Source organism: Thermus sp. (assembly GCF_040290245.1).
Classification (GTDB): domain Bacteria; phylum Deinococcota; class Deinococci; order Deinococcales; family Thermaceae; genus Thermus_A.
The window spans coordinates 1-19,329 of the sequence record NZ_PSMQ01000032.1 but is presented as its reverse complement, the minus strand read 5'-3'; the positions used below and the strand labels follow the sequence as shown (position 1 = coordinate 19,329).

Annotated in this window: 17 protein-coding genes and 1 tRNA gene; 7 read left to right on the top strand and 11 right to left on the bottom strand. The window is 64.2% G+C overall.

Features of this window, described 5'->3' with window-relative positions:
• Positions 1–181: 181 nt before the first annotated feature.
• Positions 182–526 (top strand): phage holin family protein, encoded by a 345-nt coding sequence (locus C4301_RS06020; protein WP_352414200.1) that lies wholly within the window; start codon positions 182–184, stop codon positions 524–526.
• A gap of 78 nt (positions 527–604) precedes the next feature.
• Here C4301_RS06020 and C4301_RS06015 read toward each other — a convergent pair whose 3' ends face one another.
• The 4 genes from C4301_RS06015 to C4301_RS06000 all read right to left on the bottom strand — a co-directional run bounded on the left by C4301_RS06015 (position 605) and on the right by C4301_RS06000 (position 3,172).
• Positions 605–1,036, bottom strand: coding sequence for a CBS domain-containing protein (locus C4301_RS06015; RefSeq protein ID WP_352414199.1), 432 nt, complete (start codon positions 1,034–1,036; stop codon positions 605–607).
• A 50-nt stretch (positions 1,037–1,086) separates the two neighbouring features.
• Positions 1,087–1,893, bottom strand: coding sequence for a universal stress protein (locus C4301_RS06010; RefSeq protein ID WP_352414198.1), 807 nt, complete (start codon positions 1,891–1,893; stop codon positions 1,087–1,089).
• Positions 1,890–3,023 (bottom strand): MFS transporter, encoded by a 1,134-nt coding sequence (locus C4301_RS06005; RefSeq protein WP_352414197.1) that lies wholly within the window; start codon positions 3,021–3,023, stop codon positions 1,890–1,892. The genes C4301_RS06010 and C4301_RS06005 overlap by 4 nt, the downstream gene beginning before the upstream one ends.
• A 72-nt stretch (positions 3,024–3,095) precedes the next feature.
• Positions 3,096–3,172: transfer RNA gene (locus C4301_RS06000), tRNA-Arg, on the bottom strand.
• A 43-nt stretch (positions 3,173–3,215) separates the two neighbouring features.
• Between C4301_RS06000 and C4301_RS05995 the strand changes: the two genes are divergently transcribed.
• Positions 3,216–5,039: a peptidylprolyl isomerase gene (locus tag C4301_RS05995; protein WP_352414196.1), complete on the top strand. Its 1,824-nt coding sequence runs from the start codon at positions 3,216–3,218 to the stop codon at positions 5,037–5,039.
• A 76-nt stretch (positions 5,040–5,115) separates the two neighbouring features.
• On the opposite strand, the gene C4301_RS05990 is transcribed toward C4301_RS05995, so the two are convergent.
• Genes C4301_RS05990 through C4301_RS05975 form a run of 4 tightly spaced genes read right to left on the bottom strand, consistent with a single transcriptional unit; the run spans position 5,116 to position 10,503 of the window.
• Positions 5,116–7,485, bottom strand: a complete 2,370-nt coding sequence (locus tag C4301_RS05990; RefSeq protein ID WP_352414195.1) for a glycoside hydrolase family 31 protein — start codon at positions 7,483–7,485, stop codon at positions 5,116–5,118.
• A 3-nt stretch (positions 7,486–7,488) separates the two neighbouring features.
• Positions 7,489–8,319 (bottom strand): carbohydrate ABC transporter permease, encoded by an 831-nt coding sequence (locus C4301_RS05985; RefSeq protein WP_352414194.1) that lies wholly within the window; start codon positions 8,317–8,319, stop codon positions 7,489–7,491.
• The gene (locus C4301_RS05980; protein WP_352414193.1) at positions 8,316–9,191 is read right to left on the bottom strand and encodes a carbohydrate ABC transporter permease; all 876 of its coding nucleotides are present in this window, start codon (positions 9,189–9,191) and stop codon (positions 8,316–8,318) included. Before C4301_RS05980 ends, C4301_RS05985 begins: the two co-directional genes overlap by 4 nt.
• A 49-nt stretch (positions 9,192–9,240) precedes the next feature.
• The gene (locus C4301_RS05975; protein ID WP_503012397.1) at positions 9,241–10,503 is read right to left on the bottom strand and encodes an ABC transporter substrate-binding protein; all 1,263 of its coding nucleotides are present in this window, start codon (positions 10,501–10,503) and stop codon (positions 9,241–9,243) included.
• Between the two features lie 115 nt (positions 10,504–10,618).
• On the opposite strand from C4301_RS05975, the gene C4301_RS05970 reads away from it, so the two are divergent.
• Entirely contained in the window at positions 10,619–10,858 is a 240-nt protein-coding gene (locus tag C4301_RS05970) for a hypothetical protein (RefSeq protein ID WP_352414192.1), read from the top strand.
• Positions 10,859–11,035: 177 nt separating this feature from the next.
• Positions 11,036–11,410 carry a hypothetical protein gene (locus C4301_RS05965; RefSeq protein ID WP_352414191.1) on the top strand — a complete coding sequence of 125 codons (375 nt, stop codon included), beginning with the start codon at positions 11,036–11,038 and terminating at the stop codon, positions 11,408–11,410.
• Positions 11,411–11,623: 213 nt separating this feature from the next.
• On the opposite strand, the gene C4301_RS05960 is transcribed toward C4301_RS05965, so the two are convergent.
• Entirely contained in the window at positions 11,624–12,907 is a 1,284-nt protein-coding gene (locus C4301_RS05960; protein ID WP_352414190.1) for a 2-oxo acid dehydrogenase subunit E2, read from the bottom strand.
• A gap of 9 nt (positions 12,908–12,916) precedes the next feature.
• Positions 12,917–15,634 (bottom strand): pyruvate dehydrogenase (acetyl-transferring), homodimeric type, encoded by a 2,718-nt coding sequence (gene aceE / locus C4301_RS05955; protein WP_352414189.1) that lies wholly within the window; start codon positions 15,632–15,634, stop codon positions 12,917–12,919.
• Between the two features lie 99 nt (positions 15,635–15,733).
• Here aceE and C4301_RS05950 point away from each other — a divergent pair, with 99 nt between their 5' ends.
• Entirely contained in the window at positions 15,734–16,609 is an 876-nt protein-coding gene (locus C4301_RS05950) for a LysR family transcriptional regulator (RefSeq protein ID WP_352414188.1), read from the top strand.
• Between the two features lie 10 nt (positions 16,610–16,619).
• On the opposite strand, the gene murA is transcribed toward C4301_RS05950, so the two are convergent.
• Positions 16,620–17,882, bottom strand: coding sequence for a UDP-N-acetylglucosamine 1-carboxyvinyltransferase (gene murA / locus C4301_RS05945; RefSeq protein ID WP_352414187.1), 1,263 nt, complete (start codon positions 17,880–17,882; stop codon positions 16,620–16,622).
• 148 nt (positions 17,883–18,030) lie between these two features.
• Here murA and C4301_RS05940 point away from each other — a divergent pair, with 148 nt between their 5' ends.
• Positions 18,031–18,246, top strand: a complete 216-nt coding sequence (locus C4301_RS05940; protein ID WP_352414186.1) for a transcriptional regulator — start codon at positions 18,031–18,033, stop codon at positions 18,244–18,246.
• A 1-nt stretch (position 18,247) separates the two neighbouring features.
• Positions 18,248–19,329, top strand: a 1,082-nt coding sequence (locus tag C4301_RS05935) for a serine/threonine-protein kinase (protein WP_352414201.1), incomplete at its 3' end; no start/stop codon positions are given.

Sequence of the window (19,329 nt, the reverse complement as noted above, 5' to 3'; positions counted from 1 at the left end):
AGGCCCAGGAAGAGAAACGCTAAGAATCCCTTTAGACCCCCCACCCTCACGGGGAGGCCCAGAGGGGGGATGGGGGCCGAGGGGGTTTCCGTAAGACCCACGTTCATAGTAAGTAACCACATACATACACTTTCAGCCCCACCCCCCCTAGCCTTGTCAAGCCCCGTGGTAGCATGCCCCCATGCGGGGGCTTCTCGCCCGGCTTTTCCTGAACACCCTGGCCATATGGATCGTGACCCTGGTCTACCCGGGGGTGCGCTTCGCCCCCGGGGCGGGGCTTCTGGACTATCTGGTGGTGGGGGCCATCTGGGGGCTGGCCAACGCCTTTATCCGGCCCCTTCTGCTCCTTTTCACCCTCCCCCTCAACCTCCTCACCCTGGGGCTTTTCACCCTGGTGGTGAACGCTCTGATCCTCCTCCTAGTGGCCCAGGCCACGCCCCTCGAGGTCCAGGGCTTTCCCCAGGCCTTCGTGGGGGCTTTGCTGCTCTCTTTGGTCAGCCTGGTCCTGACCTGGATTTTTAACTAGGGGACCATCCCCGGGCAGCCACCCAGGACGCGCACCCACCGGCCCACCCAGGCCCCTTATGGGATCGCCGGCGGGGACTTAGCGGTTTTCCGTTACATAGCGGGAAAGCTCCCGGATGAGGACCTCCTGTTCACCCATGATGGCCTTGACCACGTCCCCGATGGAGATCACCCCCAGAACCTTCCCTTCCTCCACCACCGGCAGGTGGCGGACACGGTGCTCGGTCATAAGGCGCATGGCCTCGGAAAGCGGCGTAGCCCGGGTCACGGTGAGGGGGTTCTCCGTCATCACTTCAACCACCTGGGTGTCCCGGGAAAACCGGCCCATCAGCACCAGCTTCCGGGCGTAGTCCCGTTCCGAAAACACCCCCAGAAGCCGCCCCTCCTCCATCACCAGAAGCGCCCCCACATCGTGCTCCGCCATCTTCTGCAGGGCTTCGTATACCGTAGCCCGAGGTGAAACCCAGTAGACCTGGCTTCCCTTATGCAAAAGCACCTGCCCCACCGTCATGCCCTCACCCCCTTTGGATTAGAGCCCCATTATACCACGGGGGCTTCCGCTTATCGGACGGTCAGGACCGGGCCCAGGGCATGCCGGATCACGTGTTCCGCCGTGCTCCCAAGAACGAACCGGCGCACCGGAGCCCCCAAAACGAGGAGGTCCTCAGGGGCCGAAAGGCGCAGAAGGTGCTCCGACGGATCCCCGGAAAACGCCAGCGCTTCGGTCCGGACCCCCTCCTCCTGGAGGTAGGCCTCGGCCTCTAAAGCCCAGCCCCCCGCCACAACGGGGTCGTCGTGGACGCTCACCACCCGGACAGAAAGCCCCAAGGCTTTGGCCAAGGGCCTCAGGGTATGAAGAGCCCGGACCGCGCTTTCTGAAGCGTTGTATCCCAAAACCGCCCCCCGGGGCTCCACATACGCCAAGGGGGCGAGGAGGACCGGGGTGGGGGAGGTGCGCAAAACCCGGTCCGCGGTGCTCCCCAGACCCAGAAACTCGCCCAGATGCGCCTCCCCCGCCCGGCCCAGGACCAAAAGGTCCGCGGTGCGGGCGTGGCGGACGATGACCTCGTGGGGGAGGCCGGTCTCGAGGAAGGCCTCCACCTCAAGCCCCGCCCCCCGGGCATTCCCCCTGACCCGCTCCAAAACCGCCTCCCCCTTCAGGGTGAGGGCCTCCTCGATCTCCTGGTGCCGGACGGGCAGAGGGATGCTCAAAGCCCCCAGGTCCAGAAGCTGGGGAAGCCGGATCAGGCGCTCATCCCGCACAAAAAGGACGCGCAGGCGGGCCTGGAGCTTGTACGCCAGCCACTCCGCCAGGACTTCCGCGCTTCGGGCCGGGGGCGAACCATCGGTGGCCAGGAGGAGGTTCATGCCTCCATTCTACGGGCCTCCCTCACCCAGGCGGCGAGGCCCCAGGCCGGCAGGATCAGGACCCCTAGGGCGAGAAGCACCGGCAAAACACCGAACAGCTCGATGGCCCGCCCGATCGGGGCGTAAAAAAGCCCTGCAAAGCCCCAGGTGAACCCCATGAGAAGGCCGGAGACGGTGGCCACCTGGTTGGGCTCGAGCTCCTGGGCCATGGCCGTCGCCACGGGAATTCCCGCGTTCATAAGGGCCCCCGTCACCGCGAGAAGGACCAGATAAAAGGGGTTTTCCGGGGGGAAGAACAAAAGCCCGAGGTAAAGGGGCAAAGCGAAGGTCAAAGTCCCCACCAAAACCCGCTTCCTCCCCACCCGGTCCGAAAGCATCCCCCCGAGCAGGGTTCCCAAGGTGGCGGAAAAACTGTAGACGGAAAGGGAAAGGCCCGTGTAGTAATCGGAAAGCCCCTTAAGATGGTACCAGTAAGGCAGGGTGGTGGAAAAGCTCATGAAGACCAGGCTCCGCAAGGTGGCCATCCCCCAGAGCTTCGCCACCTCGCCCCGGAAAACCCTGAGCAGATCGCCAAGCCCCGTGGGCCTCCCCCGCACCCGCACCGGGGGGGTGCGCAGGAGGAGGAAGGCGGGAACGAGGGCCAAGGGGGTGAGGCAGAAGAGCCCCCTAAGACCCCACAGGTTCTCCACCGAAAGCGCCACCAGGGGCCCTAGGGAGAGCCCCAGGTACCCCGCAGAGCCGAACAGGGACAACCAAAAGCCCCGCCTGTTCCCAGGGGCGCTCTGCCCCACGAGGGCGGCCCCCGAGGCGTGAAAGAGCGCAGAGCCAAGGCCGGCCAGGCCTAAAACCCCTACCAGGGCGTAGAACTCCCCCCAGAACCCCAGGCTTCCCAGGCCCAAGGCCACCCCCACGGGGCCTAAGGCGGCAAGCAGCCTCCGGTCCAACCGATCGGCGATCAGGCCCGCCACCGGCTGGAGGAGGCTTCCCGTTAAGGAGTAGACCGAGACCAGGAGGCCCGCCGTCCCCAGGCCCACGCCGAAGTGCTCCATCAGCTTGGGCAGAAGGGGGGTGAGGAAGTTGGAGAAAAGATCGTTGGTGGCATGAAGCCAGGCCAGAAGGAGGGGGACCATAACCAAAGGCTAACAAAGGCATGCTAGAATCGGGCTCGTGCGAAGAGGGTTTCCGGGGACGAAAAAGAAAAATGGCGCGCCCGAGAGGACTCGAACCTCTGACCTTCGGCTCCGGAGGCCGACGCTCTATCCAGCTGAGCTACGGGCGCACTCAGCAAGGAAAACTCTAGCACCCCTTAAGGAGGCCGTCAAGTGTTCAGGATAAACAGGCGCATCGTCACGATTTTGTTCGGGCTTCTGGCCTTGGCCTTTGCGGTGGGGGCCATCCTCCTCTTTACCCCCCAGGCGGGCCAAACCCAGCGGGGCAAACCCGTCCTATGGGTGAACGGCAAAGCGGTCTACGAGCTGGACCTCCTGCGGCTCCAGGGCAACGACCCCCTTTACGCCGCCAACCCCCAGGGGCTCCTCAAAGCCCTTGTGGACACCTACTTCCTCGAGCGCGTCATCCTCACCGAGGCTTTGAAGCAGGACGTGGCCCGGGTGCGGGTGAGCGCAGCGGAGGTCAGAAAGGAAGTGGACCGGCTCAAAGAGCAGCTGGGCCTTAAGGACAAGAAGGCCTACGACCAGTTCCTCAACCAGGTGGGGTACACGGACGCCCAACTCAGGGAGGAGATCAAGCAGAACCTGAGGATCCAAAGGCGGCTTCAGCAGATCCAAGATGGGGTCAAACCCACCCCGGAGGAGGTCCAGTTCTACTTCACCCTTTACAAGGATCGGTACAAGGGGGAAGCCAAGGTCAAGGCCAGGCAGATCGTCGTGGACGAACAAGCCAAGGCCTTGGAAGCCCTGGCCAAGGCCAAGGCGGGGGAGGACTTCGCCAAGCTCGCCCAGACCTACTCCAAGGTGGGGGCGGCCGAGGGAGGAGCCCTTGGAGCAGATCCCGGAAAGAGCGAGCCAGGGCCGGTGACCAAGGTGGTCTTCCCCGAGGCGGTGGCCCGGGAGGTCTTCAAGCTAAGAGGACCGGGCCTGGTGGGGCCCATCGAAGCGGGAGGCCGGTACTACCTGGTCAAGGTGGAGGAGTACATCCCCCCCAAGGAGCCAGCCTTTGAAGAGGTCAGGGCCAAGGTGGAGGAGGATGCCAAAAAGGCCAAGGCGGACGGGGCCCTCGAGGCCTATCTGGAGGAGATCCGGTCCAAGGCCCAGGTCCGCTTTGCCGAGACCATGGGCTACCAGTACAAAAACCCGGTGGTGGCGGTGGTGGAGCCGGAAGGGGGAAGCAAAACCGAGCTTAAACTCGCCCAGGTGCTCCAGCCGGTCTTTTCCAACCCGCAGATGGCCCAGCTCCTCCAGCAGGGCCTAGGGGAGCTTGCGGTCCAGTTCTTCCTCCCCTCGACCCTAGACCAGATGATTAATCGGGAAATCCTCGTTCAGGAGGCCAAGAAGACGGGAAAGCCCTTCATCGGGTCCAAGGACGAGATCGCCCAGGCGGTCCAGCTCTGGAAAACGCAAGACGTGAGCGTGACAGACGAGGAGGTCAAGGACTTCTACGCCAAGAACCCCGCCCAGTTCACCGTGCCCGCCTCGGCCGAGGTCAAGGTGGTGACCTTCAAGGAGGAGGCCAAGGCCAAGGCCTTCCGGGAAGCGGCCCTGAAAAGCGGGAACCTCGAGGCCCTGGCCAAGGCACAAGAAGGCGAGTTGACCGAACACGGGGCGGTCAACCCAGGAACCCTTCCGGCCGTCGTAGACCGGCTGGTCTTTAGAATCAAAGACACCTTCCCCAAAGGGCCAGCGGGGGAGGTCAGCGAGGTGGTCAAGCTGGAGGACGGGACCTTCGCCGTGGTCATCGTCAACAACCGCAAGGCCGAGGTCTTAAGACCCCTGGCCGAGGTCTATGAGGAGGCCAAGGCCATGGCCCTGGCCCAGAAGCGGGCCAAAGCCGCCCAGGCCTGGGTGGAAGAGCTCAGGAAGAAGACCAAGGTCGAAAACCGGCTGAACCAGGTCCTGTCCGAGCTCGCCCCCAAGCAGCCCTCCCAGGAGGTCGCGCCCAAACCCCCGGCCACGCCCAGGAAGCCCTAGCCGCGTTTTCCCATCCCCCGGGGCTTCCTTCCGTTCGAAGCAGCTGCGTTGCCTTCGGGGTCAGGCGGGGGATTCTTTAAATCCAAACCTCCGCCTCCCCTCCCCCGAGTTCCAGGATCACGTCCTCTGCGGCGCGCCAAGGAACGCTGGCCTTCCGGAGGGTTTTGACCCCGAGAAGGCGGGCCTCCACCTTGGACCGAAGGGCAAGGGCCGGGTCTTTGAGCCTTAGGAAAAGCCGGCGGTCCACCGGGTCAAACCCCCCCTCCAGGACGGCCTCGAGGGACGCCACCGCGTGACCGAGGCCCGGAGCATACCCATCCCCCTCGTCCTCGTAAAGCCGCCCCCGGATCTCCTTCCCTAGGGCCACCTGCCAAAGGAGCCTCCGCCAAGGCAAAGCTCCTCCCGTATGGGGTAAGGGCTCCGTGAGAGGGATGGCCGTGCCCGCCTTCTGGTAAAGGGGGATGCCCTCCAAGGGCGTAGGGGCGGCGTGGAACCCCGGGCCGTGCGCTTCCCCGGTAAAGACCTGGTGCCAAAGCCCCTCGGGCAGGTAAACCAGGCGGTGGGTCTGTCCGGGGCGGAGGGCGGGGGCCAGGAGCAAGGCCTCCCCAAGAAGCGCCTGGTCGTGAACCGACTCTGCAAGGGGGTCTTCGGGCCAATGGAGAAACAGCGGTCGCAAAAGGGGAAGGCCCGTGCGGGCGGCCTCCTCGGCCAGGGTGTAGAGGTAAGGCAAGAGCCGGTAACGGAAACGGATGGCCTCCCTGACGCAGCGCATCCATTTTTCCCCAAACGCCCAAGGCTCCTGGCGGCGGCTTCCTTTGCCCGAATGGTTCCGCATAAAGGGGTAGAACGCCCCCAGCCAGGTCCAGCGGCAAAGAAGCTCCCCGTCCGCATCCCCCGAGAACCCCCCGATGTCCGCCCCCACGAAGGGCACCCCGGAAAGCCCCAGGTTGAGGAGCATGGGCAGGGACATCTCCAAATGTTCGTAGCAACTCGAGTTGTCCCCAGTCCAGACCCAGGCGTACTTCTGAATCCCGGCAAACCCGCTTCGGGTCAGGACGAAGGGGCGCTTTTCCGGTGCCAGGCGCCGGAGGCCCTCAAAGGTGGCCTGGCTCATCAAAAGCCCATAGAGGTTATGCACCTCCGCATGCCACTTCTCCTGGTGCTTGGCCGTGGCCGGAAGGGTCTTTCCAGGCGCCGGGCGGCCCTCCACCTTAAAGGCCGCGGGCTCGTTCATATCGTTCCAGATGCCCGACACCCCCTGCTCCAGGTAAAACCGGTGAAGCCCCCCCCACCAGTCGCGCACCTCCTTTTGGGTGAAATCAGGCCAGACCGCGGGCTCGGGCCAGACCGACCCCCAAAGCTCCTCGTCTTTCCGGTTGCGGACGAAGTACCCCCGCAACGCCCCCTCCTCGTAAACGGGATACCCCTCCTCCTTCTTCACCCCAGGGTTCACGATGACCACGAGCCTGACCCCTCGGGCCTCGAGGTCTCGAGCCAGGCGGGCGAGATCGGGAAACCGGTGGGGATCGTGGGTAAAGACCTTGTACCCCTCCATGTGGTCGAGGTCCAACCAGAGGGCTTCCAGAGGGATCTCCCGCATCCAAAACCCCTCCGCCACGCTCCGGACCGTCCCCTCATCCGGGTAGCTCCATCGGCATTGGTGGTAGCCCAAGGCCCAAAGGGGGGGCAGCGGGGCACGGCCCATAAGGGCGGTGTAGGCCCGGACGACATCGATCGGTCTGGGGCCGGGGATCAAGTACAGGTCAAAGGTGGGGCCATCGGTGTGCACCAGGCCGGTCCTGGGGTCGGTAAAGGCCAGGTCAAAGACCGTCCGCCAGGTCTCGTCCAGAAAGAGGCCGTAGGCCTCCTCCCCTTCTTTGATCAGGAGGAAGGGATGGGCCTGGTAGAGGGGGTCCGCGTTCGGGTGGTGGTGGGGATCGTCCGTGGCCCAGTTGGTCCAGCGGCGCCCCCTTTTGTCCAAAAACCCCGTCCTTTCCCCCAGGCCGTAGTACCTTCGCCCTTCTTTTTCTTCAAAGAGCAAGGTATACCCCGCTCCCAGAGGAAGGCCGTCCAGCATCTCTTTTAAGGCGTTTTCCTCCTGGCCATCCCGCAGCTTCTCCTCGGGAAGCCCCACCGGGGCCAGGGCTCCGGCCAGGAGCAAGGGTGCTTGCAGGCCGGAAAAGGCGAGGCCAAAGGGGTCCAGGCGCAACTCGAGGGCCACGCCCTGGGCCGAAACCCGTCCTTCCTCGAGGGAAAGGGGCAGGGGGGTAAGGCCCTCTACCCCCCAGCTCCTCTTCTCCTCATCCTCCGGGCGGTGGTAGACCAGAACCCGAAGAAAGGCATGGCCCTCTTTGCTGTACCCCTCCAGCCGCCCCTTAAACCAAGGGCCCTCGAGGTGGAGCACTCCGTCCTTAAGCCGGACCTCGCTGAAGCGAACCGGGTACACGCCTTACCCCTTGACCGCTCCAGCCGTAAGGCCAGCCACAATCCGCTGCTGGAAGAGGAGGACAAGAACCACCAGGGGCACCGTGACCACCACGCTCGCCGCCATGATCGACCCCCATGGAATCTCAAAGGGCGTGGCCCCGCCAAAGCTGGCGATGGCCGGAGGAACGGTCTTCACCCGGTCCCCCACGGTAAAGGTTAGGGCAAAGAGGTACTCGTTCCAGGCGGCGATAAAGGCCAGAAGCCCCGTGGTCACCAGGCCGGGACCGGTAAGGGGAAGCATGATGCGCAAAAGCGTCTGCAGAGGGGTGGCCCCATCCACGTAGGCGGCCTCCTCGAGCTCCTGGGGGAGGCTCCGGAAATACCCCGTGAGAACCCATATGGTAAAGGGCAGGGTGAAGAGGAGGTAGGAGAGGATAAGGCCCAGGTGGGTGTTGAAAAGCTCCGTGGCCCTTAGGAGGATAAACAGACCAGAAAGAACCGAGATCTGGGGGAAGAGGGTCATGGCAAGAACAACGTAGAGGACGGCGTTTCTGGGTGGAAACGGAAGCCTTCCCAAAGCGTAGGCGGCCAGGACCCCAAGCCCCAAAGAGAGGAGGGTCGCCCCCCCGGCCACGATCAGGGAGTTGAGGAGGTTTCGGCCAAAGTTGGCCTGCAGAAACACGTTCTTATAATGGTCCAGGGTCCAAGGGAAGGGGAGGAAGCTGGGGTTAGCGGAGAAAAGGGCATCAGAGGGTTTGAAGCTGGAAATGACCGCCCAGTAAAAGGGGAAGACGCTGTAAACCACGATGAAGGCCACGAGAAGGTAGAAGGCCAGTCGGTTGAAAAGCCTCACCGCATCACCTCCTTCCCCACGCTGCGTACGTACAGCAGGACGAAGGCAAAGATGAGGAGCAAGATGGCCACGCTGACCGCCGATCCATACCCCAGGTCCTGAAAGTCGATGAGGGTCTGGCGGTTGTAGATGGCCAGGCTTTTTGTGGAGGGGTTGACCCCTGCCATGACGAAGATGACGTCAAACACCCGTAAGGCGTCCAGGGTTCGGAAGATGAGGGCCACCGCCAAAGCAGGGGTCAGAAGGGGAAGGGTGATGGTCCAAAACTGCTGCCAGCGGCTGGGGCCGTCGATGGAGGCGGCCTCGTAGAGCTCCTCTGGAATCAGCTGAAGCCCCGCCAAAAGGAGAAGGGCCATGAACGGGGTGGTCTTCCAGACATCCACCGCGATGATGGAGGGCAAAAGGAGGTCCGGCCTGGCCAAAAAGGCCATCTTCTGGCTCAGAAGGCCGAGCTTAACCCCAAGGACGTTCACCACCCCGTAGACGTCGTTGAGCATCCACTTCCACATCTGGGCCGAGACCACGGTGGGAATGGCCCAGGGAATGAGGATGGCCGTCCGGACAAGGCCCCGGCCGCGGAAGTTGGAGTGGATCACCAAGGCGATGGCCAGGCCCAAAAGCGTCTCCAGGCCCACGGAGACCACCGTGAACCGGAGGGTGTTCCAAAGGGCCAGGCGAAACTCGGGGTCTCTGAGCAGATAGAGGTAGTTCTCAAATCCGATGAATTTTGGCTTCTCCACAAAGGCGATGTCCACCTTGTAGAAGGACCAGTAAAAGACCTGGGCCAGGGGGTAGCCCGCTACGAGCAGAACCACCAAGAGGGTGGGAAGAACCAAGGCCCAGGCAAGCCGGGTTCGTCTAAGGGTGAGCATGGGCGTAGTCTAAACCCCCGGGGGAGTCCTCCCCCGGGGGAGGAAGGGCCTAGCGCAGGATACGCTTCAGGCGGGCCTCGAGGTCTTTGGCCGCCTGCTCACCCGTCTTCTTTCCGGTCAGGGCGTTGTGGACCTCCGTCCAGATGGCCTCGGAAACCTGGTTGTACTTGGCCCCCGCCACATCCGAGGGCCGGGAGACCGCATTCTGGAAAACGGGAAGGAGGTCCTTAAACCAGGCGTTCTTGGCTAGGACGTCCTTGTCGTTGTAAAGCGCGGGCCGGGTGGGCAGGCGGGAGAGCCGGACGGCGTTGTCCTTCTGAACCTCGTAAGAGGTCAGGTACTTCACGAGATCCGCCGCCTCCTTGGGGTGCTGGCTGTAGGCGGAGACCATGAGCTGCCAGCCACCCAGGGTGGCTGCATTCGGGGCATCCGCCCCCCCTTTGGGAAGCACCGTGACCGCAAACTTACCCCGGATGGGGCTGCCCTCCGCCTGGCCCAGGGCGTAGGCGTAGGGCCAGTTGCGCATGAAGAGGGCATTCCCCTGCTGGAAGACGTTCCGGGCCTCCTCCTCCGCGTAGGCCGTAACCCCAGCAGGGGCAATGCTGCCCACAAAGCGGCGGAGGGTGTTCAAAGCCAAGGGGGCCTTGGGATTGTTGACGGAGATGCGGCCGTCCTTCTCCACGATCCGGCCTCCCCCGAAGGAGTAGATCCACTCCAGGGCATCACAGGTCAGCCCCTCGTAGGCCTTGCCCTGGAAAACAAAGCCCCAGAAGTCCTTGTTGGCCTTCCGCTCCCCTTGCATGACCTTTTTAGCCATCTGCTCGAGCTCGGCCCAGGTCCTGGGGGGGTTCTTATAGCCGTATTTCTGCAAAAGATCGGTTCGGTAGTAGAGAAGCCCCGCATCGGTGAAAAAGGGAATGGAGGTAAGCTTCCCCTTAATGGTGTTGTTTTCAACGATCCGAGGGAAGAACTCCTTCAGCTCGGCCTCGCTGAAATACGGTTTCAAATCCAGCGCATGCGGGGCAACGATGCCCGGCCAAATGACATCGATCATGTAGACGTCCACGTCCGGGCTTTTGGCCGCCCAGTACTGCTGGTAGAGGGCGAGCCGGTCGTTGGTGTCCGCCGGGGAGTCGATGTACTCCACCTTGTTCCCGGTCTTTTTCGCCCACTCCTCCACCTTCTCCTTCATCCAACGCCCACCCTCGCCCACCGCAGTGGAATCCCCCGCCACCCGGAGGGTCACCTGGGCCTGGGCCAGACCGAAGGCCAAGACCGCCCCCATCGCCACTAAAAACGCCAGCTTCTTCATGCGACACCCCCTTTTGGAAGCACTTCCGCCTCAAATTCTACCCCCGTCCTCTCCAGATGTCAATAACAAAACTGCTGACCTTCCCCTCTTGGTTGCGACAAGGCAAACTTAAGCCATGCAGCCCCTACCTTTTACTCCCAAGGATCTGGTTCCTTTCGTTGAGCCGCTGATAGACAACCCTAGGGATGCTGAGAAGTTGGCCCGGCCCTTCTACGCGATTCTCTCGTCCGGCTCCGCCCGGAAAAGCGACTGGGCCCGCCACTACCGCAAAGAAGCGGGTGAAAAGACAAACTACAAGGCCATCGAGCGCCTGATGGTGGGGCTGGAACCTGAACTCCTGCCCCTTTGGGCGTGACCTGCGCCGCTTGATCGACTCAGAAACCCCTTTCGTCCAGAAGGTGTTCCCTGGAACGTAGCCCCGTTGGGGCTGACCGGGGTCACGCCCCCTTGCGGGCGTACCTTGAAGCACGGGTAGACCCCACCGAGAACCCCCGTCCAAAGGCCAAGCACAACCCCCTACGAGCTGGGGTTTATGGCCTTCACCCTGGCCCAGCCTTACCAGGGGCGATCCATACCGGTCTACATGGGGATCTACTCCGCTGCTTCCCCGTTAGGGGAACACTGGGAGGCCTTTCGAGATCTGAAGGGGTACTTGCGGATGGAGGGTGTGATGAGCAAGACCCTGGGTCACGCGACAGCGTACCTTGAGAATGCGGAGGTCACGCGTCAGCGCACCTTGAAGACCCTGGTCACGCCCAAGGGGCGTACCTTGAGGCTTTTAGCCTTTGCCTATGCCCTGGGGTTGGTGGTTGGGGTTGCTTCCCGAAGGGAACAGGTGGTGGCGATGCGCAGAAAGTGGCGGCAAAAAGGGGGGCTGGTTGGCGGAGATGGCGGGACTACTCATTAAAGATGCCGGGCCGGTTTTCTCTTTCGAGGTGGAAAGAGGCCTTGGAGGTGTTTCGCTTCGCGAAAGCACGCGGATGGCGCTGGATGAGTGGCGTCGGTCACGCGTCAGCGCACCTTGAAGGCTTTTTCCCTTTCAGGGAGCTATTGTCGGAACTTGAGGGGGGAGGCCAGCAAAAGGGGGGACAACCCCCCTCTCCTCTTCCTCTGCGTTGGACTACCCCTCCAAAGCCAAAAGCATGGGGTCCTCCAGGAGGCCTGCAAGGTGGCGGCAGAACCGGGCCGCCTCCGCCCCATCAATGAGGCGGTGATCATAGGTGAGGCTATAGGGAAGGATGAGCCGCGGGCGGAAGCTCTCCCCATCCCAGACAGGCTGGACCTCTGAGCGGGAAACCCCTAGGATCGCCACCTCGGGCCAGTTCACAATGGGGGTAAACCCGGCCCCCCCAATCCCCCCCAGGTTGGAGACGCTGAAGCTCGCCCCCTGCATCTCCTCCAGGGCCAGCTTTCGCTCCCGGGCCTTGGCGGAAAGCTCGGCAAGCTCACGGGCCAGGGCGAGCACCCCCTTCCGGTCCACCTCCCGTACCACGGGCACCAGAAGGCCGTGGGGGGTGTCCACGGCAACCCCCAGGTGAATGTAGTCCTTGTAGATAACTTCCCCCGCCTCCGGGTCTAAGGAGGCGTTGAACTTGGGAAAGGCCTTGAGGGTGAGGGCCACCGCCTTGAGGATAAAGGCGGTCATGGTCAGCCGGACCCCCTGGGCCTCCGCCCGTGGGGCGTACTTTTTCCGCACCTCCTCAAGGCTGGTCACATCCGCCCGGTCAAAGTGGGTGACCATGGGGACCTCTTTCCAGGCCTGGGCCATGGCCCGCAAGGTGGCCTTCCGCACGGAGGACATGGCCTGCCGGCGGACTGGGCCCCATTTGGCGAAGTCGGGAAGTGGGGCCTTGGGAGCCTCCCGGTGTTCCCCTAACGGGGAAGCAGCCACAGGGACGGGGGCGGAAAGGCCCGCCGCCTTCCGCACATCCTCCTCCGTGATCCGACCCGCGAGGCCCGTGCCCACCACCCGGGTGATCTCCACCCCCAGTTCCCGGGCAAGCCGTCGGACGGAGGGGGCGGCGGGGACCAGCCGTCCCTCCCCAGGCGTGGGGGCGGTGGCCAACGGCTTCGCCTCGAGGCTTTTGGGCTCTGGAGCCTTGGCCTCAGAGACCTTGGGCCCGGGTCTTTCGGCCTGGGTAGGCTCGGTGAGAGAAGCCGGGCCCACGGCCCCCTCCGGCTCCACCTCGAGCACCGCCTGTCCGGTTTGCACCTCGTCCCCCACCTTGACCAAAACCCGCTGGACCCTCCCCGCCACCCCGGCGGGCAGCTCCATCACGGCCTTGTCCGTCTCCAGCTCCAAAACCGGGGTATCCTTCTCCACCCGATCCCCTTCCCTAACCAGAACCCCCACCACCGTGGCCGAAGCCACGTTTTCGCCCAACTCGGGTAGCCTGACCTCCATACGCCTCCTTTATCGCTTCCAGGGCGGGACCTCACTCAAGTCAAGGCCCCAGGCCGCCTTCGCCCGGTCCAGAACCTCCCCTTTCAGCTTACCCTCCTCCACCAAAAGCCCCAGGGCGGCCAGGGCGATGTGGCGGGCGTCCACCTCAAAGAACCCCCTAAGGGCCTCCCGGGTGTCCGAGCGGCCGAATCCGTCCGTGCCTAGGCTAGCGAAGGGTCGGTCCAGATACCCCCGGATAAGGTTAGGAAGGGCCTTTAAGTAGTCGGAGACCGCCACGATGGGCCCCTCGGTGGAAGAGAGCTTTTCCACCACAAAAGGCAGCCTGTCCCGGCCCAAGAGCCGCTTCTCCCGCTCCGCCTCTAGGGCATCCAGGTAAAGGGCCTTGTAGCTGGTCACACTCCAGACATCCGCCGCCACCTGGAACTCCTTCAAAAGCTCCGCCGCCTTCACCGCCTCGTTCAAGAGGGGCCCCGAGCCCAGAAGCTGAACTTTAGGCCCCTTTTCCTCCGCCTTTTGGAAGAGGTAGAGCCCCCGGAGGATGCCCTCTTTCACCTCCGCCCGCGGGTCCGGCATGGGAGGGTGGAGGTAGTTCTCGTTGGCCACCGTAATGTAGTAGAAGACATCCTCCCCCACCTCGTACATCCGCCTCAGGCCGTCCTCGAGGATCACCGCAAGCTCATAGGCGTAGGCGGGGTCGTAGGCCAAAAGGTTGGGCACGGCCAGAGCGTAGACGTGGCTCTGCCCGTCCTGGTGCTGCAGACCCTCCCCCATCAGGGTGGTCCTTCCCGCAGTGGCGCCCAGGATGAAGCCCCGGGTCCTCTGGTCCGCGGCGGCCCAGACCAGGTCCCCCACCCGCTGGAGGCCGAACATGGAGTAGAGGATGAAGAAAGGAATCGTGGGCACGCCCCAGTGGGCATAGGCGGTGCCGACCGCAATGAAGTCGGCCATGGCCCCAGCCTCGGTGATGCCTTCCTCGAGAATCTGCCCCTGTTTGCTCTCCTTATAGGCGGTCAGCGTCCCCTCGTCCACGGGGATGTAAAGCTGGCCCTGGGGGGAGTAGATGCCCACCTGGGCGATCAGAGCCTCCATGCCAAAGGTCCGGGCCTCGTCGGGGACGATGGGCACGAGGAGCTTTCCGATCTCCTTGTGTCGGAGGAGTTTGGTCAGAATCCGGACAAAGGCCATGGTGGTGGAGATTTCCCGGCCCCCGCTGCCCTCGTAGAACTCCTGGAAGAACTCCTCCTTCGGCACGTTGAGCCCGCCCTTAAAGCGCACCGTCCGCTTGGGAATGGGGCCGCCCAGGGCTTCCCTCCGCTTCAGGAGGTAGCGCACCTCCTCGGAGTCCGGCCCCGGGTGGTAATAGGGGATCTCGGGAAGCCTTTCGTCCGGGATAGGGATCTTTAGGAAGTCCCGGACTTCCCTTAAGTCCTCGAGGGAGAGCTTCTTCACCTGGTGGGCCACGTTTTTGGACATGGCCGTGGGCCCCATCCCATAGCCCTTGATGGTCCTCGCCAGGATGACGGTGGGGCTTCCCGTGTGCTCCACCGCGGCCTTGAAGGCGGCGAAAAGCTTTAAAGGATCGTGCCCGCCCCGGCTCCGGGTGAGCTCGTCCAGTTCCTCGTCCGTAAGGTCCCGGATCAGGGCCTTGAGCTCAGGGGTGTTGAAGAAGCGCTCCTTGAGCTCCTTCCCTCCAAAGGCCGCGTAGCGCTGAGACTCCCCGTCCACCAGGGCCTCAAACCGCCTCAGGAGGTGGCCCTCCTTGTCCTTGGCGATGAGCCGGTCCCAGGCGCTCCCCCAGACGACCTTGATCACGTTCCAGCCCGCTCCCCGGTAAAGCCGCTCCAGTTCCTGGATGATCTTGGAGTTTCCCCGCACAGGGCCATCCAGGCGCTGGAGGTTACAGTTGACCACGAAGATGAGGTTGTCCAGGTTTTCCCGGGCCGCCAGGTGCAAGGCCCCCACCGTCTCGGGCTCGTCGTGCTCCCCGTCGCCCAAAAAGGCCCAGACCTTGGCCGAGCTTTTGGGCTTTAGGCCGCGGTCCTCGAGGTAGCGCATGAACCGGGCCTGGTAGATGGCCTGGATGGGGCCCAGCCCCATGGAAACCGTGGGAAACTCCCAGAAGTCCGGCATGAGCCAAGGGTGAGGGTAGCTGGAAAGCCCCCGCCCCTCTGGCCGCACAGGGCGAACCTCCCGGCGGAAGTTTTCCAGGTCGGCCTCGCTGAGCCTCCCCTCCAAAAAGGCCCGGGCGTAGATCCCAGGGGAGGAGTGGCCTTGAAAAAAGGCCAGATCCCGGTCCAGCCCCGCGCCCTCTCCCCTGAGGAAATGGTTCAGGGCCACCTCGTAGACCTCGGCGATGGAGGCGTAGGTGGAGACGTGCCCTCCGATGCCGTCCACCTTTTTGTTGGCCCGGGTGACCATGGCGGCGACGTTCCAACGGAGAATGTTGGCGATGCGCTCCTCCAGCTCGAGATCCCCGGGGTAGGGGGGCTCCTTCTCCTTGGGGATGGTGTTTAGATAGGGGGTGGAAAGCCGGTTCCTCAGGACGAACCCCTGAAGGTATAGGTACTCGTCCAGGTGGTTCAAAAGGGCTTCTACCCGCTCTGGCCCCGCGGTCTTCAGCACGTACTCCAAGGACTCCCGCCACTCCTGGTTCTCAATCCTCTCCAAAAGGGCGGCCTCCTCCGGAGAAAGGCTTCGTCTGGCTTGGATCAGCTCTTCTGCCCTCATATACCCCCCGGTTGCCATCTACACTACACCAGTATGGGCCCATGGGGGCGGCCCTGTCCAATCGAACGCCCTATGGGGGCGTGATAAGATGAACTTATCATGCTTGACCTGAGGAAACTCCGCGCCTTCATCGCCCTTGCAGAGACGGGGAGCTTCCGCAAGGCGGCCCAGAGGGTCTTCCTCACCCAGCCCGCCCTCTCCCAGGCCATCCGCGCCCTGGAGAAGGAGCTCAAGGTGGAGCTCGTCCGCCGCCGCCCCTTCGGCCTCACCCCGGCGGGGGAGGTGCTTTTCGAGGAGGGGCGGGCCCTCCTTAAGCAGGCCCAGCTTCTGGTGGAACGCGTGCAAAAGGCGGCTCAAAAAGGGGTCCGGGTGGGGGTGCCGGAGAACCTGCTTCTGGACCTATTCCCCCTTCTGGATGCGCTGCGCAAGGCCCTGGGCACCCCAGTGGAGATCCTGGAAATGCACACCCCAGAACAGGTCCAAGCCCTTTTGGAGGGACGGCTGGACTACGGCCTGGCGGGGCTTAAGGTGGAAAACGCGAGCATCGCGGTGGAGCCTCTTCTAAAGGTGCCCTTTTACATCGCCTTGCCCGAGGGGCATCCCCTGGCCCAGGAGGAGGCCGTGGAGCTCGTCCACCTCGAGGGGGAGCCCTTTATCCTGATGCCCAGGGAGGCCCTCCCTCCCTTGTACGAGGCCTTCATGGAGGTCTTTAAAGAAGCGGGTTTCCGTCCCAAGGTGGTGCGGGAGGCCGTGCGCTTCCCCCAGGGGATCAGCCTGGTGGCTGCAGGCATCGGGGTCTATCCCTTCCTTGCCCCCTACCGGTACCTCCCCCATCCGGGGGCCGTCCTACGGCCCCTTTTGGTGAAAGGCCGCCCCCCGGGCCTCCAGGTGGCCCTCATCCACCGAAAAGACCCCATCCCTCCCCACCTCGAGGCCGTCCGAAGGGGTCTGCAGGCCTTCTTGAAGGCGGGGTGAGCCCCGTCCCTTAGTCCGCAGCCACGGCTTCCTCCGAAAGCAGCCGCGCCCCCAGGGCACGAAGGCGGTTCTCCAGATCCTCATAGCCGCGCTCCAGGAAGTATAGGCCCTCGAGCTCCGTGACCCCTTCCGCGGCCAGAGCGGCGATGACCAAAGCCCCCCCGGCCCGGATGTCCAAAGCCCGCACCTGGGCTCCGTGAAGCCTTCTGCCCTGGACCATCAGGACCCGGTCCCTCAGGTGGAGCTCCGCCCCCATCCGGGCCAGCTCCCCCACGTGGGTGAACCGGTCAGGGTAGACCCGGTCCGAGATCAGGCTCTTCCCTTCCACCGTGGCCAGGTAGGCGGTCACCGGGGGCTGGAGGTCCGTGGGGAAGCCGGGGTATTCCCGGGCCTCCACGTTGAAGGGCTCGGGGTGGCGTGTGGCGCGGAAACGGAGGGTGTCCTTCCCCACCTCAATCCGGTGACCCGCCTGGGCCAGCTTGTCCAAAAGGGCATCCAGGTGGCCGGGCTCCACCCCCTTGAGGGTCACCTCCCCCCGGGTGGCCGCCGCCGCCAGGAGGAAGGTGCCCGCCTCAATCCGGTCGGGAATGATGCGATACTCCCCCCCTTTCAGGGCCTTTCTCCCCCGGATGAAAAGGAAGGGGCTTCCCAGGCCCTCCACCTCCGCTCCCAAAAGCGCCAGAAACCGGCCCAGGTCCACCACCTCAGGCTCCATGGCCGCCCCCACCAGCGTGGCCTCCCCGCCCAAGGCCGCGGCCAGCATGGCCTGTTCCGTGCCCCCCACGGTGGGCAGGTCAAAGACCACCCGGCCGGAAAGGGGGCGGGTGCGGCGGGCGTGAAATGTTCCCCCTTCCTCCCAGACCTCCGCCCCCAAGGCCTTCAACGCCTTGATGTGCTGGTCCACCGGCCGGGGGCCAAACGCACACCCCCCGGGCATGGAAAGGCTTCCCTCCCCAGCCCGGGCGAGGAGCGCCCCCCAGACGATAAAGCTCGCCCGCATCTGGCCCACGAGTTCGTAAGGGGCATCCGTGCGGCGGATCTCCCGGGTCTGAAGGTGGAGGGTCCGCCCCTCCCAGGCGTACTCGGTGCCCAGGTGGGCCAGAAGCTCCAGCATCACCTCCACGTCCCGAAGCCTGGGCACCTCCCAAAGGGTGACGGGCTCCTCGGTGAGGAGGCTCGCCGCCAGAATGGGCAGGGCCGCATTCTTTGCCGGATACACCCGGATCTCCCCTCTTAACGGCTCACCCCCTTCGATTCGCAGCACCCGGCTCATCCCCCACCTTCCTTACACATCATACACACCTTACTCACGGTGAGGATAAACCTGCCTATCCGCATTGTCAAGCCGATGCGCTTTATGCTAAACTGCCTTCCGTCAGGTTGCTTCCCCCACCGGCAGCCAGGGAAGCGGCGGGAGGCCTATGCCGAAGAAGGAAAAAAAGCGGCTCCAGGTCATCCTCTCCGAGGAGCAGGATGCCCTCCTCACCAAGGCGGCCTACGAGCTTTCCAGCCCTGAGCGGCTGGTCTCCAAGTCCGAGGTGGTGCGGCTGGCCATAGAGAAGATCGCCAGGGAGCTGGAGGAAGGCCGCCTGGAGCTTGCCGAGCTTCTCAAGCGCCTCGAGGCCCAGGAAGAATAAACTGGACCGCGTGGTTCTGGCGGGTCGGTACAGGCTTTTGGGCCTCCTGGGCTCCGGGGGAATGGCCGAGGTCTGGGAGGCTTTGGACGAGCGGCTGGGCCGGAAGGTGGCTGTAAAATTCCTGCATCCCCGGGCTTTGCCCCCGGAAAGGGAGCGGTTTCTCCTGGAGGTCAGGGCCCTTTCCCGCCTTTTTCACCCCGGGATCGTCCAGGTCCTGGACCTAGGGGAGGAAGAGGGGCGACCCTACTTCGTCATGGAGCTGGTGGAAGGGGGGAGTTTTGACCAGCTGGGCCCCTTTGAGGAGAGCGAGGAAGGGGAAAGGATCCTCGAGGCCGCCGCCCAGGTCATGGAGGCCCTGGTCCACCTGCACAGAGCGGGGATCCTCCACCGGGACCTCACCCCGAAGAACATCCTCCTCACCCGGGAGGGGCACCCCAAGGTGATGGACTTCGGCCTGGCCTACCTCCTTCAGGAAAGCCAGCGCCTCACCCGGACCGGGTTCACCCTGGGTACCCCCTTGTACATGGCCCCGGAGCAGGCCAAGGGCCTACCCCTCAGCCCGAAGGCGGACCTCTACAGCCTGGGGGCGGTCCTCTACCGGACCCTGACCGGAAGACCCCCCTTTGAGGGGGAGAACGACCAGGCCATCCTCTTCCAGCACGTCTACGAGGCCCCGAAACCCCCAGAGACGCAAAACCCCGCCCTTCCCAAGGCGGTGGGGGGGCTTGTTCTAGCGCTTCTCGCCAAGCACCCGGAGGAGCGGCCCGCGGAAGCGGGTCTTTTCCGCCAGGCCGCCCAGACGGTCCGGGCCCTTCGCTACGGGGTGGCGCGGGGCGGGGCGGCCAGGACCGGCCAGTACCCGGAGGGGCCTCTGCTTCCCCGGGGCCTGGCCCTGAAGGGCCGGCTGGACCTGGGAGGGGAGGCGGCCTGGCCAATGGAAATGGTCTTCTCGGAGGGAAGGCTCTTTTTGGGGGTGGGTCGGGGGCTGGTCCAGGTGGACCTGCTGGACCCCCAGGCGCAAAAGGCCCTGGCCCTGCCCGAGGAGGTGAGCGCCGCCCCAGTCTACCGCCAGGGGCTTTACGT